General features: G+C 56.6%; 15 protein-coding genes. 11 read left to right on the top strand and 4 right to left on the bottom strand.

Features of this window, described 5'->3' with window-relative positions:
• Positions 1–452 precede the first annotated feature (452 nt).
• From K3728_17895 to K3728_17925, 7 genes are all read left to right on the top strand, one after another.
• Positions 453–917, top strand: coding sequence for a cytochrome c (locus K3728_17895; GenBank protein UWQ95516.1), 465 nt, complete (start codon positions 453–455; stop codon positions 915–917).
• Between the two features lie 429 nt (positions 918–1346).
• Positions 1347–1913 (top strand): cytochrome c, encoded by a 567-nt coding sequence (locus K3728_17900; protein ID UWQ95517.1) that lies wholly within the window; start codon positions 1347–1349, stop codon positions 1911–1913.
• Between the two features lie 15 nt (positions 1914–1928).
• Positions 1929–2822, top strand: coding sequence for a cytochrome c (locus K3728_17905; GenBank protein ID UWQ95518.1), 894 nt, complete (start codon positions 1929–1931; stop codon positions 2820–2822).
• Between the two features lie 83 nt (positions 2823–2905).
• Positions 2906–4279, top strand: coding sequence for a multicopper oxidase family protein (locus K3728_17910; protein ID UWQ97620.1), 1374 nt, complete (start codon positions 2906–2908; stop codon positions 4277–4279).
• Positions 4276–4764 (top strand): cytochrome c, encoded by a 489-nt coding sequence (locus tag K3728_17915; protein UWQ95519.1) that lies wholly within the window; start codon positions 4276–4278, stop codon positions 4762–4764. The genes K3728_17910 and K3728_17915 overlap by 4 nt, the downstream gene beginning before the upstream one ends.
• A complete protein-coding gene (locus tag K3728_17920) occupies positions 4757–5503 on the top strand; it encodes a DsbA family protein (GenBank protein ID UWQ95520.1) in 747 nt (248 codons plus the stop codon). Before K3728_17915 ends, K3728_17920 begins: the two co-directional genes overlap by 8 nt.
• Before the next feature lie 142 nt (positions 5504–5645).
• Positions 5646–6233 carry a L,D-transpeptidase gene (locus tag K3728_17925; GenBank protein ID UWQ95521.1) on the top strand — a complete coding sequence of 196 codons (588 nt, stop codon included), beginning with the start codon at positions 5646–5648 and terminating at the stop codon, positions 6231–6233.
• 43 nt (positions 6234–6276) lie between these two features.
• Here the strand turns inward: K3728_17925 and K3728_17930 are convergent, their stop codons facing one another.
• Positions 6277–6471 carry a heavy-metal-associated domain-containing protein gene (locus K3728_17930; GenBank protein UWQ95522.1) on the bottom strand — a complete coding sequence of 65 codons (195 nt, stop codon included), beginning with the start codon at positions 6469–6471 and terminating at the stop codon, positions 6277–6279.
• Between the two features lie 151 nt (positions 6472–6622).
• Here K3728_17930 and K3728_17935 point away from each other — a divergent pair, with 151 nt between their 5' ends.
• Positions 6623–9145 (top strand): heavy metal translocating P-type ATPase, encoded by a 2523-nt coding sequence (locus tag K3728_17935; protein ID UWQ95523.1) that lies wholly within the window; start codon positions 6623–6625, stop codon positions 9143–9145.
• Between the two features lie 31 nt (positions 9146–9176).
• Positions 9177–9581, top strand: a complete 405-nt coding sequence (gene cueR, locus K3728_17940; GenBank protein UWQ95524.1) for a Cu(I)-responsive transcriptional regulator — start codon at positions 9177–9179, stop codon at positions 9579–9581.
• A 119-nt stretch (positions 9582–9700) separates the two neighbouring features.
• Here the strand turns inward: cueR and petA are convergent, their stop codons facing one another.
• Complete coding sequence (gene petA, locus K3728_17945; protein UWQ95525.1) at positions 9701–10261, bottom strand: ubiquinol-cytochrome c reductase iron-sulfur subunit; 561 nt, start codon at positions 10259–10261, stop codon at positions 9701–9703.
• A gap of 265 nt (positions 10262–10526) precedes the next feature.
• Between petA and K3728_17950 the strand changes: the two genes are divergently transcribed.
• On the top strand, positions 10527–10979 hold the full coding sequence (locus K3728_17950; GenBank protein UWQ97621.1) for a DUF305 domain-containing protein: 453 nt from the start codon (positions 10527–10529) through the stop codon (positions 10977–10979).
• A gap of 50 nt (positions 10980–11029) precedes the next feature.
• Here the strand turns inward: K3728_17950 and K3728_17955 are convergent, their stop codons facing one another.
• The gene (locus tag K3728_17955; GenBank protein UWQ95526.1) at positions 11030–11707 is read right to left on the bottom strand and encodes a hypothetical protein; all 678 of its coding nucleotides are present in this window, start codon (positions 11705–11707) and stop codon (positions 11030–11032) included.
• Positions 11708–12126: 419 nt separating this feature from the next.
• Between K3728_17955 and K3728_17960 the strand changes: the two genes are divergently transcribed.
• Positions 12127–12630: a disulfide bond formation protein B gene (locus tag K3728_17960; GenBank protein ID UWQ95527.1), complete on the top strand. Its 504-nt coding sequence runs from the start codon at positions 12127–12129 to the stop codon at positions 12628–12630.
• A 209-nt stretch (positions 12631–12839) separates the two neighbouring features.
• Here the strand turns inward: K3728_17960 and K3728_17965 are convergent, their stop codons facing one another.
• A complete protein-coding gene (locus K3728_17965; GenBank protein UWQ95528.1) occupies positions 12840–13589 on the bottom strand; it encodes a DUF1624 domain-containing protein in 750 nt (249 codons plus the stop codon).
• Positions 13590–13733 lie beyond the last annotated feature (144 nt).

The following is a 13733-nucleotide window of genomic DNA, read 5'->3' on the forward strand; positions in this document are numbered from 1 at the left end:
TCGGAACCATCATGATGATGCAGCACGCTGCCATACCAAGCTTGGCAAATCGGTTGCCGGGCTTTTGCCCTGTAGATGTGTCACTCACTTCTGAACCCTCGTTTTGACCAACCGTATCGATCCCACGAAGCAGGTTCCTGCGCTGGAAGGTCAACGTTACATACAGATACAAAAAACACGCATACGTAACCGGCCGGTGGATTGACGTTCGACCATAGGAGATTGCACACCTGATGGTGTTTCTAGTTGAGCATGGACGCCAGTATGAACAATGCTAATCACCCATCATTATTGCTGCGCCGCCGGTCGGTGACGGTCCTCACAGGGATGGTGTTTCCAAGAGTTTGCTCAGCAGTTTGGCAGAACATCCCGAGGGTTTCGCGAAGGCGCAAAAGTGACCCGAACGTCATGCATTTCTCCGCCGTTTCTTCAATTTCTGAAGGTCACCCACAATGTCAAAAGTAGGTATTGGAATTGCAGCTTTCGTCATCGTTGGCATAGGGTTGGCGCTCGCAAATCTTTGGACAGACAACGATGCCGCGCCTGCAGCTGGCCATTCAATGGAGCCCCCGGATCTATCCGATGTTGCCGACAATGGACCTATCGTTGAGGTCGCGTTGCCAGCAGAGCTGACGTCTGAAGCGCGATTGGGACAGGTTGCTTTTGAAGCTGTGTGCGCAGACTGCCACGGTATCAATGCAGCCGGGCAAAATGGTGTTGCTCCGCCCCTCGTACACATCACTTACGAGCCTAACCATCACGGTGACGGCTCATTCCTATCGGCGGTTCGCAACGGTGTGCAATCACATCACTGGAGCTTTGGAAACATGCCGATGATTGATGGTCTAACCAATGGAGATGTCCGGGCGATCACGCAGTACATTCGTGAGCTGCAGCGCGAGAACGGGATTTTCTGATGAGTCCGCGCTGGTTGAGCAATTGGGGTCTGGAACTCCTTCGCAAATCTATCTTGCTACTTGCGCTGCTGATCAGTGTCGGCGGAACGTTGCTTGGTAGCGAGGCCGCTGCGCATACATCCGAAGAGCCGACATCGGTTCCGACGGTCGTTGCCTCACAACAAGCCGAGCTAGTTCAGGAGGCTTCTGGCACCCATTCCGACGAGGGGCATCCTGCGGTGAGCGGCCATTGCCATCCTGGTCTGGAGTGTTCGTTGATCGCCGTCATGGCCGAACACCAGCACATCGATCGCCATCGCCATTTAACGAGATCTCCTGCGATCCGGATCGCAACTCAGTATCCTTCCACGTCGCCTTCCCACGACCCCCCTCCCCCACGACTGTTCGCTTTGATCTGACTCAATTCATTCAAAGCTAAGGACAGACCCAATGAAAAAGATACTGATCTCCGCAACCGTATTTAGCGTAGTGGCTGCAGCCGTCGCGACAGCTCATCCAGGCGCCACCGGTGTCGTTCGTGAACGGATGGACGGCATGATGGCCATGCGGGATGCCGTGCGTGCCCTGACCCCGATGATGCAGGGTCAAGTCGAGTACAATAGCCAGACCGTTATCGACGCAGCAGCCATTATTGAAAGTCATGCTGGCGAGACCATGACAGCGCTTTTTGAGGAAGGGACCGGTGGGCCTCCGTCATCGGCGACGCCCGCCGTCTGGGAAGATTGGGAGGCCTTCGCGGCCATTGCCATGCGCCTTGAAGTGGTCGCCGGTGCACTCGGTGAGGCGGCGGCGAACCCTCCAGGATCTGTCATGCCGGAAGGCAGCATGCAAGCAGATGCCGGTGCCATGATGGGTGGTGCAAGTTCCATGATGGGCGGCAGAGCGGAACCGGACGCTGAAATGATGGCGCAGATGCCCGTGGACCGCGTGTTCGCCTTAGCGGCACAGACTTGTTCGTCTTGTCATACACCCTACCGCGTCGAGCAGGAGGATTGACCCGTGCGGGTTTGGATGCTCGGAAGCGTATTGGCGGCAGCCGTCGCAGGAACTGCGGGAGCAGTTTTCCTGTGGCCTGTTGGCGTTGCACCAGAGCCAATTGAACTTTCAGGCGATGCAGGACGCGGAGCCTATTTGGCGCGCGCAAGTGGTTGCATCGCCTGTCACACAAACTTTGAAGGAGGAGGCGCGCCCCTTGCAGGGGGCGTCGAGTTGGCGACGCCGTTTGGGACCTTTTATTCCCCGAACCTAACCACTGATCCTGAAAACGGAATAGGACAATGGAGCATCGAGGACTTCGCGATGGCCGTGCGCCAAGGTGTAAGCCCTGAAGGCGAACCCTACTACCCGAGCTTCACCTACCCGTTTTATGGTGATTTCTCAGATCAAGATATCGCCGACCTTTGGGCTGCATTCCAAACCGTGCCACCGGTGGCGGAGGTAGCGCCGGAACATGAGGTCGGCTTCCCCTTCAACATGCGGTGGGGCCTCAAACTGTGGCGGGCCGCCTTCCTGAGCGATCCCGCCACAGAACCGGTTGAGGGGCGTGACGATGTCTGGAACCGGGGGCGCGAGTTGGCCCGTGGTGCGGCCCATTGTGGCGCATGCCACACGGGCCGCAACATCGCGGGCGCACGCCTCGAGACGGCATTCTATGCGGGCAATGACGATTTGCCCGGCGGTGACCACGCGCCCTCCATTCAGATTGAACATCTGATTGAACAGGGATGGACGATCGACTCGCTCGTTTATGCACTTGAGACGGGTGTCACCCCCTCGGGCGACGTATTCGGCGGCGGAATGGGAGAGGTTGTCCAGTATGGCACCAGTTTCCTGACGCCAGAGGACCGATTGGCCATCGCGACATATATAATGGATCCGGGTGACGACCTGCCTGATCCTGAATGAAAACAATGCCCGGGCGGATTGATCTGCCCGGGTCACCTGCATGTCAAAGGATATGAGCGATCATGCAAAACAGACGAGAATTCATGGCGACATCAGGCGCAGCTATCGGCCTGTTCGGCGCTGGTTTGCCGCGCGTGGCGCGCGCCAACATACCTTTTGAGCGCTTGGAAGCGATGCCTGCCTCGGTTCAGCTGGCTCCCAATGGGTATCCGCGCACCGACATCTGGGGGTATGGCGGCACGGCTCCTGGCCCCGTCCTGCGCGTGGCTCAAGGGGCGCGGCTGCAACGTCAGTTTGTGAACAGCTTGCCGCAAGCCAGCGCGGTGCATTGGCACGGCATCCGCATTGAAAACGCCATGGATGGCGTGCCAGGCTTAACCCAAGACGCTGTCGCGCCTGGCGATAGCTTCGACTACGACTTTGAAGTGCCTGATGCCGGAACTTATTGGTATCATGCCCATAACAGATCGTTCGAGCAGGTTGCACGCGGCCTTCATGGCGCGTTGATCGTGGACGAGCCTGACGCGATCGACGTGGATCGCGACGAGGTCATGGTACTTGACGATTGGCTGATCGATCCTGAGACCGCACAGATCTTTCCCGAGTTTGAAAACTCCCATGAACGCAGCCATGGCGGCCGAAATGGGAACCTGACCACTACGAACGGCATCTATGATCGCATGATGACAGCACAACGTCATGAGCGGTTTCGTCTGCGTTTGATCAATGCCGCTAACGCACGGATTTTTGGTCTGGGACTGGAAGGGTTGGAAGGTTGGATCGTCGCAATAGACGGAATGCCGCTGCCTACGCCTGAGCCCTTCACGAACACCCTCGCGCTTGGCCCTGGCCAACGCGCAGACCTTATCGTCGACGTCGTGGCCGAAGACGGAGCCTCTGCGTATCTGGTTCGCGCCGAGGACGGGCGCGGCACACCGCAGGTCACGTTTCAGGTGCGCGGACAGGCGAGCCTTGCCCGTCGACCGGCACCAGAGGCGTTGCCCCCGAACCCCGGTCACATGATCAACCTATCTGGCGACGTCACCCGCGTGGCCCTCGAGATGTCAGGCGGCGCAATGGGCGGCATGCGGCAAGCCATCTACAATGGTGAGATGATGAGTTTCCGCGAACTGGCCCGCGCGAACCAATTCTGGGCCTTCAACGGAACCGTCGGGATGACCGAGGAGCCCCTGGCTGCATTTGATCGCGGGCAAACGGTGCGTCTTGGGATTTCAAATGACACATCGTTTCCCCACGCGATGCACCTGCACGGGATGCATTTTCGCGAAGTTCTGGCAGATGAAACACTCGGTCCGATGCGCGATACACTCTTGGTTGGCAGCGACCAGCAGCGAGAGATCGCCTTCGTTGCGAACAACCCCGGCGATTGGTTGTTCCACTGCCACATGCTGTCCCATGCTGCATCGGGAATGATGACCTGGGTACGGGTCGCATGAGGTTTTTGGCCTCTGCCCTTCTGCTCTCAGTGCTCGCCGCAGCGTCATTTGGCATTTGGTCCGCGACAGCGCAAAGCGACGCAGAGGCCATCCCAGTGATGCCAAACACCGTCGATATTCTGCAAGGCGCAGCTCTTTACGCCGACAATTGCGCGGCCTGCCATGGAGCCAATCTTGAGGGGCAGCCGGATTGGCAAATCCCAGATGATGACGGAGTTTTACCCGCGCCGCCGCACGACGCCACTGGCCATACGTGGCACCACACAGATGGGCTTCTGTTCAACTACACAGCTTTAGGCGGTCGCGAAATGATGGCACGCCTTGGGGTCGAGTTTAACAGCGGCATGCCCGGGATGGCTGACACGTTATCTGACCAAGAAATCTGGAATATTCTCGCTTTCATCCAATCGACCTGGCCCGACCGCCAGCGTGAGGGTCAAGCCGAGCGCACACAGGCGGAATTGTCCGCACAAGGAGATGGATAAGATGAGAACTATTGGAAGAATTCTTTTTGTCATGACGTTGGCGGTTTTACCTTTGGAAGCCATGGCGCAAGACACTGTCACGGAAGACCGCGTGCGCGAACTGGTGCGCGAAACGCTTTTGGAGAACCCCGATATCTTAATTGAGGTCTTCGCTATCCTCGATCAAAGGGCCGCAGAAGCAGAGACTGCGTCGCGCGCAGACGTGATCGCCCAACAGCGGCTTCTATTGGAGCAAGATCCGAACGCTCCTGTCCTTGCTAACGCCGAAGGCGATGTCACTATCGTGGAATTCTTCGACTACAACTGCCCCTACTGTCGCCGTGTGAAGCCTGCAGTTGAAGGTTTGATTGAAGCCGATGCCGGTGTGCGGTTTGTTTACCGTGAATGGCCTATTCTTGGGGATGGATCCGTCTTTGCTGCCCGCGCAGCTCTCGCGTCGAGAGAACAGGGGCTTTATGAAGAATTTCACTGGGCTTTGATGGGAATGGATGGCCGCGCCGAGGAGCGATCCGTTCTGATGATCGCCCGTGAAATCGGCCTCGATATTGAGCAATTGCGGGCCGATATGGAAGCACCAGAGGTTGAAGAGCATATCGCCACCTCCATGCGGCTTGCTGAGCTTTTAGGTGTCACTGGAACGCCGGCATTCATCATTGGCGACAACCTTGTTCCGGGCGCCGTGGAGCAGTCGTTACTTCAAGCCTATGTTGATGAGGTCCGGGCCTCAGCGGTAGAATAAATGGGATCCGCGCAACAGGTTCTTGGGACAGGCTTGCAACAGTTGATTTCTGAAAACCGTGTTCACGAATGAGTGAATCGATTGGAAGCCAAATTTTAATGATCGTTGATTAGACGGAAAAATATCTACGGGAGTATTGTCGATGCCATCAGGAATAAGCCGCAGAAAATTCTCTTTCGGCCTTAGTGCTGCGGGGCTGCTTGGGGCGTCCGCTGTGTCTGCACACCCGTTTACCTTGCCTGAGCATTTTCTGCCGCAGTTGGTGAACACCAGACAGCCGAACTGGTTGCCCGGCGACGTCCACGTCGTACCGGACGAATTCCACCTCTACTTCATGTTGGAGAACGGTCGTGCCATTCGGTATGGCGTTGGCGTAGGGCGCACGGGGCTATACGAGTCTGGTGTATTCACAGTTGCCAGAAAAGCGGAATGGCCGTGGTGGCGACCGACGAATGCAATGATCCGGCGCAATCCGGAGCAATACGCTAGGTTTGCAGACGGCATGCCAGGCGGACCTAACAATCCGTTGGGGGCCAGAGCACTCTACCTCTATGACGACGATGGCCATGACACGTATCTTCGTATCCATGGGACCAATGCACCAAGCACAATCGGTTCTGCGGTATCTAATGGCTGTGCTCGACTTACTAACGAACACGTCATTGATTTGTACCCACGCGTCGACGTTGGCGCACGGGTGCACCTCTATCCGAAGGTGACGACCGCATAGGGTTGCCTTAGCAACCTTTGCGCTTGGCTGCCGATGCCCCCTGCTAGGCGACTGCGGACTCGTAGCCTGCGTCTTTCATCACGGACTGAAGTTGCGAGCCAGCAAGGCTGCTCTCAATTTCGATAGCTCGCTTAGGCATATCGAAGTCCAGCGTGGCGGCTGGATCCGCACCCTTTATGGCGGTTTCAATTGCTGACTTGCAGTGGCCGCAGCTCATCTCCGGTACGTTGAATCGCATGTCTATTCCTTAACTCTCGAAGTTTTTCAGGAACCATGTGCAAGCTTGCTGCGCCGGAAGGTCAATCCCTCAAATTAAATTCTCCACCCCTTGACCTTCCAGCTACTGGAATCCCTATGTGTCTAACTGAAGATTTTTCAGGAGAGCCGCAATGCTACCGACATCGACGTCAAAATCCTTGAGTATTGACGGCATGAGCTGCGCCTCTTGCGTTGGCCGCGTGGACCGCGCATTGACTGCAATTGGCGGCGTCAGTGATGTGCATGTGAACCTCGCCACAGAAAGCGCCAGCTTGGTCGTTGAAGACGCCCAAGGCTTGAAGCAGGCAGCGGACACGTTGAGCGATTTGGGCTATCCAGCGCGCACTGCGCGCGTGACGCTCAACATCGCAAGCATGACCTGCGCGTCGTGTGTCGGTCGCGTGGACAAGGCGCTTGCGAAGGTGCCCGGTGTCTTGGACGTCTCGGTCAATTTGGCGACTGAAACGGCGATGATTACCTTTCTGGAGGGCGTTATCGCGCCAAGCGACCTCGCGGCTGCATCGACAGACGCGGGGTACCCAGCGAACGTGATAGAGGCGGACGCGCCTTTAGATAGGTCTGCTGAGAAGGAAGAGGAAGCTCAGCTCGCGTTGCGCCGAACGCTGTTTGCCGCTGCTTTATCTCTGCCTGTTTTCGTCCTCGAGATGGGAGCCCACGTCATACCGGGCGCCCACGCGTTCATTGGGGCCACGATCGGTCACCAGACCAGTTGGCTGATTCAGTTCGTTTTGACAACAATCGTGCTGATTGGGCCCGGTCGAGGCTTCTATCTCAAGGGATTTCCGGCTCTGCTGAAGGGTGCCCCGGATATGAATTCGCTTGTCGCTGTGGGAACCTCCGCCGCTTACACCTATTCGCTTGTGGCGACATTTGCGCCATCGCTCCTGCCCGATGTTGCGCGCGCAGTCTATTTCGAGGCCGCAGCCGTCATCGTAACGTTGATCCTGCTTGGTCGATTCCTTGAGGCCCGCGCCAAAGGTCGAACAGGGGCCGCCATTCAAAAACTTCTGGGGCTGCAAGTCCGAACAGCCCGGATGCTGCGCGACGGTGAACCTGTTGATGTGGCGTTAGAGGACATCGTGGAAGCCGACGTGCTTATTGTGCGTCCGGGCGAGCGGATTGCCGTCGATGGAGAGGTCGTCGAGGGCAGCAGCCACGTGGATGAAAGCATGATCACTGGTGAACCCATTCCAGCAGGCAAGACCGTAGGCGATGCGGTGACAGGTGGCACGGTCAACGGCGCAGGCAGCTTCCGCTTTCGCGCAACCCGGGTGGGTGCCGATACGACACTGTCGCAGATCATCCGCATGGTGCAGGACGCCCAAGGTGCGAAACTTCCGATCCAGGCTTTGGTGGACCGCGTGACCATGTGGTTCGTACCTGCCGTGATGGCGCTAGCTGCCTTAACCGTCGCTGTATGGCTGGTCGTCGGTCCTGATCCGGCCATTACCTTTGCGTTGGTGGCCGGTGTTTCGGTCCTGATCATCGCGTGTCCTTGCGCCATGGGACTGGCGACGCCGACCTCGATCATGGTCGGCACCGGCCGTGCGGCCGAGATGGGCGTGCTGTTCCGCAAGGGTGATGCCTTGCAGCAGTTGGTCGATGTGAGCGTAGTTGCCCTCGACAAGACCGGGACGATCACGGCGGGCCGGCCAGAATTGACCGAGTTGGTACTTGCCGACGGGTTCACGCGCGCGGATTTGCTCTCGCTTGTCGCTGCCGTCGAGGAACAATCCGAGCATCCGATTGCCGAGGCCATCGTGCGCATGGCCCGTCAGGAAAACGTCGCCCGTGCGGACGTTACCAGCTTTGAAGCGATCCCCGGATACGGAGTGCGTGCCCAAGTGGCCGGGCATGACGTATTGGTCGGTGCTGACCGACTGCTGGAGCGTGAAGGCATCGCATTGGGTGGCCTGAAAGAAACGGAAACCGAGCTTGCAACCAGAGGCCGAACAGCGCTTTTTGCCGCCATAGACGGGAAGGTTGCGGCTGTCATAGCCGTCTCCGATCCAGTCAAACCAGCCAGCGCGTCAGCCATTCGGGCGTTACACGATCTCGGCCTACGGGTTGCCATGATCACCGGTGATAAACGCGAAACAGCAGAAGCTATTGCGGCTGAAATCGGCATTGACGAGATCGTCGCCGGTGTCCTCCCCGATGGTAAAGTCCGCGCATTGGACGAATTGCGGGGAGGCGGGCGCAAAGTTGCGTTTGTTGGCGATGGCATCAACGATGCCCCTGCCCTTGCGCACGCTGATGTCGGTATCGCAATTGGCACTGGCACCGACGTGGCGATCGAATCCGCTGATGTCGTTCTAATGTCTGGCGACTTGGCAGGCGTCGTGAACGCATTTGAAGTATCGCGGCGCACCATGCGGAATATCAGGCAGAACCTGATCTGGGCCTTTGCTTACAACACCGCCCTTATCCCCGTTGCGGCGGGTGTCCTGTTCCCGGTTTTCGGAGTGCTCTTGTCGCCGGTCTTTGCCGCGGGCGCGATGGCCCTGTCGTCAGTCTCGGTCCTGGCCAATGCGCTTCGTTTGCGTCGCATCCAACCCGCAATGCGGGAGGGCGGAGACGATGGGCCAAAAGCCACCACCGCCCCTAATCTACAACCCGTGGCAGCAGAATGATCCCCGCCGCAAATGCACAGGAGAGACAGTCATGAACATCGGTGATGTATCCAAGATGGCAGGCGTTCCTACAAAAACCATCCGCTATTACGAGGACATCGGGCTAATAAAGCCGTTGCGCAGTGGAAACGGCTACCGATCGTTCCGGGAAACGGACGCCCACAAACTCGCGTTTCTAGGCCGCGCGCGGGCTCTTGGGTTTTCCATCGCGGATTGCCGCAACCTGTTGCAGCTCTATGAGGATGACAGCCGGACCAGCGCTGAAGTGAAGGAAATTGCACAAGAACACTTGGAGGAAATTGAGCGGAAAATCCGCGACTTGGACGACATGCGCGGAACCTTAGCATCCCTTATCTCGGCGTGTGCAGGCGATCACAGGCCAGATTGTCCAATCCTGTCTTCGCTAGGCGACGCGGGTAACATCAGGAACACTTAACGAGAAGTCTGCGTGCGAGATGTTGCAGGAGCGCAGCCAACATGATCCGCGTAAAAGCGGCGACAACACGGATCTGGTTGTAACAAACGCATAAGCTAGCGCGTACGAAGTTACGCGCCTCAACCCAACGTTAAGATCAAGTCATCGGACAAATCCAACCTGGGTATATGAAGGTTCTCAGGTGCCGGTCCCCTGCGAATGCGGCCGGCCGTATCATAATGGGATCCATGGCACGGGCAGAACCACCCACCAAAATCGCCAGCTCCGTCACCAATTGGAACACATCCAAGATGAGTGCAGACGCCGATCATAACTAGAAATTCTGGCCGGTCTGATACCGCTCGGTTTGCATCGATGGCGACACTTGCATCGGGAACGTTTGGGTTGCGCGCTATGGAGTCAGGCAGGGCGCTGACGTCCTCCGCTTGGGCTTCGGCTATTTCGCCCTCGGTCCGGTAGCGAATGAAAACCGGCTTTCCCCGCCATTCGACCGTCAACTGGCTTCCGACCGTGAGACCGGAGATGTCCACTCGAATACTGGAAAGAGCGACCACATCCGCGCTTGGGTTCATCGAGTTGATCAACGGCCACACCGCCGCACCCGCGGCAACCGCGCCGACGGCACCCGTCGCGTAAAAGAGGAAGTCCCTTCGAGGTGCAGTGTCCAAAGTTGCTGACATAGATCAATCATGCTCCCTTCCTGCGCTGGAAGCTCAAGAGCATTCTTGAAAGAAGCAGACCGCGATATCAGCCCTGCCGGACCCTCAAGCAAAGAAAAACCGGAACCGTTGGAACCCTCCCACGCTGGAATGTCGTTTCCCATTCATACAATTACTCTTGGAGGATCGAATGTCAGTTTCCAATACGACCAACCAAACCCGCCATAAATCCGGAAACACGCCTGCAAGTGACCAAGGCCACGGCTCATACGGTCGATTTTTTGCGATGGTCGGCACGGCAACAGCCATCATGTTCGGCCTGATGTACCTCAACACCTATGCGCTTGATCATGTGTTCTTTAGCGAGACGCGGTTCTACATGACGTTTGTCATGGGGGCTGTGATGGCCACCGTGATGCTACTGTTCATGCTGGGAATGTACCGTAATAAAGCGGCGAACTTGGCGATATTCATCGGCTCGATCATCGTGTTTGCGGGGTCGCTTTGGCTTGTTCGAAGCCAGTCGACCGTGGAAGACGTTAGCTGGATGCGTGCCATGATCCCGCATCATTCCATCGCGATCCTGACCAGTGAACGTGCTACTTTCTCAGACCATCGTGTGCAGTCGCTTGCGAACGAAATCATCGAGGCGCAGCGTCTTGAAATCGATGAAATGCGCGCGCTGATCACTGACTTACAGGGCGGACCGGTTGCAACACCCGAGCTTGACGGGCAGTAATTGGTTTGTGCGAAAAACATGGCGAGGGCTCAACTACTGGCCTTTGCCGATCAAGGTGTTTGCAATGCAACGATCAGGTTGGCCAACGCCGTCAATAGCAGCGTGAAGATCCCAAAATAGACAAATGCGCTCAGCACACTCAATGTTGCTATACCGCCCTTTCCCAGCCAAGCCAACTTGCCTTGGATTCTTCGGCTCATTCGTCCATCCCCCGCAAGAAGCACTGAGATCACGTTTAGATACAGCGGTACCGCGCTTATCATTGTTGCGTAAAGGTAAACTCCTGAAATGTTCTCGAACATCGCTGATCGTGCGAGTGTCGGGCCGACCACACGCAACGCTTGCCATCGATCACCACCAAATGAACCAAACCAGTCGGCAGACACAAAATAGATGAAGGCATGCAACGCGACAAACACGCAGATCCTAGATGGCAAGTCTACTATGAGGATGAGGATAGGCGATGAGTGAGTCCCCTGTCTCTTGGCCGAGACAGCATAAAGGAAGAAACTCAGGTAGTTGACCGCGAACACCACAGGGATGCCATTTGTAAGAACTTGTCTTAGGAAGCGCCGCAATGCTGGACCACTTTCCAGAAGCATGGAGCCAAAACCCGGTGTGAGCGCAACATAGAACAGCAAGAGCGGAACTAGACTGACACAGCTCAGGATCAGCGTATTCGCTGCAAACCGTGAGAACGGTAAGTCGAGTGAGAAAAAGCGATCCATGGTGGCGCAGTGTCGCCGTTTGGGGACCTCAAGGCGAGTGGAATAACGCGCTTTTGACGCCCGAAGATCGACCCACTGGTTGGCTATTGATTGTTATGGTGTTGCTGGATGCCGCACTTCGAAATTCTTGAATGTCCGCTAGTGCCCTGAAGGCTACTTGGGGAACCGCCTGAAGCGAGTTGTGGCACCTCCTCGCTACTGAATTCGACAGTTCCAGGAGCTTAAAATTGGTACGAATGACATGATGCCGCGAGCCAGAGGCCTCAGCTTAGCCAGCCACCTGACCAATCACCATGCTCATGTTACACATGGTTACACATCTGATTTTGTCATCTGAGATCCGGTTGGCTACGTAGGTTGCAATATCACGGCAAACGTGGCGGACTTATTCGCTTTGCCCAGACAAAGGACAAGACACGGTGACATTCGACGACACGAAAACTGGGGTTGTTGCCGCCGCCGGGTCGGGCCTTCTGCTAGCTACTGCTTGGACCTTTCAGGCCTTTGGCTATGCCCCATGTTCAATGTGCATACTGCAACGATATCCGCATGTCGCGGCAGTATTGGTAGGCATATTGGTTCTTTTGGGCTTGCGCCATCCGGTCATGTATCTGCTCGGTGCCGCCGCCGCCGCCACGACCGGAACGATAGCAATTTACCACACGGGAGTTGAGCGAGATTGGTGGGAAGGCCCCACCAGTTGCACTGGCTCCGGGCAAAATTTGTCGAGCATGGATGTCGTAGATCTTCTTTCGACTGACGCGGGGCCGACGTTGGTTATGTGCGATCAGGTCGCTTGGGAGTTTCTCTCTATTTCAATGGCAAGTTGGAATGCCATCGGCAGCTTTGGACTGATGCTGCTCTGGATCATTGCTCTAAGAATGAGGATCAAAAAGCGACGTTACTCGGCTCACTCCGACTGACGGACCGTTGTGTTGACCCGTTCACAGAAATCTTTCGTGGGTTAGGCCAACATTGCTTTAAATATGAATTCGCAAAATGGATTGCATGAAACCTAGTGTATCCAACACGAACCGAGATGCATCAAGGAACGCGATTGTTGGCATCCTGAGAAAAGGGTGGACATGCAATTGTTGAGCTAGAGCTAGTGCTAGTGCATTTCGAAAAGGCTCTATCGCAGGACCTGTGTGGCCGCCCAAACGATGGATATCAATATGGGTTGGTGGATCAAATAGACCACGAGCGTGTGCCGTCCGAAGAACCCGAACACGCGCATCGTGCGCGACGACTTGGTTGTGGAGAGCTGCTCCCAATATCCTGAACGCGATGCCAATTTCGCCACGGCCATGCCCGCCAAGAAGGCCGCAAACCATGGGAAGATAGGCTCATAGTCCACGGTGCTCAGTTGGATCGTCTGCAGGCCCGTCCACCATAGCCACGGCGCATTGAAGACCGGGGATGCCGCGAAGTCCGGCGCGAAGAATACTGCAACGGCGAGGATCGCGATGATCAAGATCGGCAGGCGCAGGGCGGCAAGGCCCAATAGGCTGCACAGCGCAATCGAGTGCAGGATACCGAAAAAGACAAAGGCGTCGGGAAACGCGATGTAGGTCGCAACGGACACCAACGCGGCCGCCGACACGATGATCGCCAAACGCTTGCCAAAGGCGCCCAATCGGATGCCGTTCGCGTGGGAAAGCCAAAGGCCAACGCCCGCAAGAAAAACGAAGGATCCTGCGGAAGCTACGGCAAGACCACGCCAAAAGCCGGCGCCGGTCGTGCCGGGTTCGACATAGCCAAAAATTTCCAAATCGAACACGAAGTGAAACACCGCCATCGCCAAAAGCGCCGCGACCCGCGCGATGTCGAGAACGAAAATGCGGGGACGAGATGCAGAAACGTCGGTGGTTGTAGTGGTCATGGACATTCGCCTTTGGATGAGTTCCGCGTTGATGTCCAAGAGACGATCAATCTGATGTTTAGCGCCGTTCTGTCTCAATAGCTTGGGTGGGCTTAACTAAGCAAACGACACCTGACCGATTGTACCGGTCGGGTCGCCTTCCGC

This window comes from Rhodobacteraceae bacterium M385, from assembly GCA_025141835.1.
GTDB lineage: Bacteria > Pseudomonadota > Alphaproteobacteria > Rhodobacterales > Rhodobacteraceae > Gymnodinialimonas.

What these genes read in the sequence shown, in the direction of transcription:
- K3728_17895 (UWQ95516.1), top strand. Translation starts at nt 453, where the DNA reads ATGTCAAAAGTAGGTATTGGAATTGCAGCTTTCGTCATCGTTGGCATA.
- K3728_17900 (UWQ95517.1), top strand. Translation starts at nt 1,347, where the DNA reads ATGAAAAAGATACTGATCTCCGCAACCGTATTTAGCGTAGTGGCTGCA.
- K3728_17905 (UWQ95518.1), top strand. Translation starts at nt 1,929, where the DNA reads ATGCTCGGAAGCGTATTGGCGGCAGCCGTCGCAGGAACTGCGGGAGCA.
- K3728_17910 (UWQ97620.1), top strand. Translation starts at nt 2,906, where the DNA reads ATGGCGACATCAGGCGCAGCTATCGGCCTGTTCGGCGCTGGTTTGCCG.
- K3728_17915 (UWQ95519.1), top strand. Translation starts at nt 4,276, where the DNA reads ATGAGGTTTTTGGCCTCTGCCCTTCTGCTCTCAGTGCTCGCCGCAGCG.
- K3728_17920 (UWQ95520.1), top strand. Translation starts at nt 4,757, where the DNA reads ATGGATAAGATGAGAACTATTGGAAGAATTCTTTTTGTCATGACGTTG.
- K3728_17925 (UWQ95521.1), top strand. Translation starts at nt 5,646, where the DNA reads ATGCCATCAGGAATAAGCCGCAGAAAATTCTCTTTCGGCCTTAGTGCT.
- K3728_17930 (UWQ95522.1), bottom strand. Translation starts at nt 6,471, where the DNA reads ATGCGATTCAACGTACCGGAGATGAGCTGCGGCCACTGCAAGTCAGCA.
- K3728_17935 (UWQ95523.1), top strand. Translation starts at nt 6,623, where the DNA reads ATGCTACCGACATCGACGTCAAAATCCTTGAGTATTGACGGCATGAGC.
- cueR (UWQ95524.1), top strand. Translation starts at nt 9,177, where the DNA reads ATGAACATCGGTGATGTATCCAAGATGGCAGGCGTTCCTACAAAAACC.
- petA (UWQ95525.1), bottom strand. Translation starts at nt 10,261, where the DNA reads ATGTCAGCAACTTTGGACACTGCACCTCGAAGGGACTTCCTCTTTTAC.
- K3728_17950 (UWQ97621.1), top strand. Translation starts at nt 10,527, where the DNA reads ATGGTCGGCACGGCAACAGCCATCATGTTCGGCCTGATGTACCTCAAC.
- K3728_17955 (UWQ95526.1), bottom strand. Translation starts at nt 11,707, where the DNA reads ATGGATCGCTTTTTCTCACTCGACTTACCGTTCTCACGGTTTGCAGCG.
- K3728_17965 (UWQ95528.1), bottom strand. Translation starts at nt 13,589, where the DNA reads ATGACCACTACAACCACCGACGTTTCTGCATCTCGTCCCCGCATTTTC.